At 69.2% G+C, this 1,505-nt stretch carries 1 protein-coding gene; it reads left to right on the top strand.

The genetic code is table 11. The features are described 5' to 3' along the window. Positions 1-254: 254 nt before the first annotated feature. On the top strand, positions 255-1,067 hold the full coding sequence (gene proC / locus ABZ855_RS48300) for a pyrroline-5-carboxylate reductase (protein WP_360820450.1): 813 nt from the start codon (positions 255-257) through the stop codon (positions 1,065-1,067). The last annotated feature ends 438 nt before the right edge of the window (positions 1,068-1,505 follow it).

Raw genomic sequence — 1,505 nt, 5'->3', positions numbered from 1 at the left:
GTTTTCTCTTCGCGGCCGCCCGCCCCCCCCCATGCCACCCGCCCCCCCCCCCCCCCCCCCCCCCCCCCCCCCCCCCCCCCCCCCCCCGGGGCGGGGGGGGGGGGGGGGGGGGGCCCCCCCCCCCCAGGAACGGGATGGGACGGGTAGGGGCGGCGGGGGCGAAAAAATCCCGCCCACCGGACACCACCCCCCACCCTCCACCCCAAATGCGAGGATGACCCCGAACAACGCACCCCCCCGGAGGGCACCGCACCATGACCCAGAAAGTCGCAGTCCTCGGCACCGGCAAAATCGGCGAAGCCCTACTCAGCGGAATGATCCGAGCCGGCTGGGCCCCCGCCGACCTCCTGGTCACCGCCCGCCGCGCGGAACGAGCCGAAGAACTCCGCACCCGCTACGGAGTGACCCCGGTCACCAACCCGGAGGCGGCGAAGACCGCAGACACCCTGATCCTCACGGTCAAACCGCAGGACATGGGCACCCTCCTCGACGAACTCGCCCCCCACGTCCCCGCCGACCGCCTGGTAGTCAGCGGAGCCGCAGGCATCACCACCGCCTCCATCGAGGCCCGCCTCAGCACGGGCACCCCGGTCGTCCGTGTCATGACGAACACCCCGGCCCTCGTCGACGAGGCGATGTCGGTCATCTCCGCCGGCAGCCACGCCAACGCCGAGCACCTCGCCCACGCCGAGGAGATCTTCGGCGCTGTAGGCAAGACGCTCCGCGTCCCCGAGTCCCAGCAGGACGCGTGCACCGCACTCTCCGGCTCCGGCCCGGCGTACTTCTTCTACCTCGTAGAGGCCATGACGGACGCCGGCATCCTCCTCGGCCTGCCTCGCGACAAGGCCCACGACCTGATCGTCCAGTCGGCGATCGGCGCAGCCGTGATGCTCCGCGACAGCGGGGAACACCCGGTGAAGCTCCGCGAGAACGTCACGTCCCCCGCGGGCACGACGATCAGCGCCATCCGCGAACTCGAGAACCACGGCGTACGAGCGGCCCTCATCGCCGCCCTCGAAGCCGCCCGAGACCGTAGCCGGGCCCTGGCCTCGGGCAACAACAGCTGAAGCCGCGACCTCCGGCAGGGCCTCCCGGGGCCCTCCGCCACCGAGTTGACACACCTCAGGGCCGTACGTAGTGTTCTCCGAGTTGTCCGACGTGAGCGCCGACTCCGGTCGGTCCCCGGACAGCCATTCCGCAGGTACCCAGCAACGGTCGACGACTTGTCGTCGCGCCGGTGGCATGTCATTGGCATGCGTATTTGCGAAATGAGGATTCCTCGTTCGAAAGGACGTGACCCCGATTAGCTCGGGGACAGGGAATCCGCTAAAGTCTCACTCGTCGGAACGGCCCAACAGCCGGGAAGACAAGCCCCGCTGACTGGGAATCAGGCCCGAAAGGATCTGATAGAGTCGGACTCGCCGGAAAGGGAAACGCGAAAGCGGAAACCTGGAAAGCGCCGAGGAAATCGGATCGGGAAACGGTCTGATAGAGTCGGAAACGCA

This window comes from Streptomyces sp. NPDC047042 (assembly GCF_040644035.1).
GTDB lineage: Bacteria > Actinomycetota > Actinomycetes > Streptomycetales > Streptomycetaceae > Streptomyces.
The sequence above is the reverse complement of the archived record's forward strand: the minus strand, read 5'-3'. Positions and strand labels throughout refer to the sequence as shown.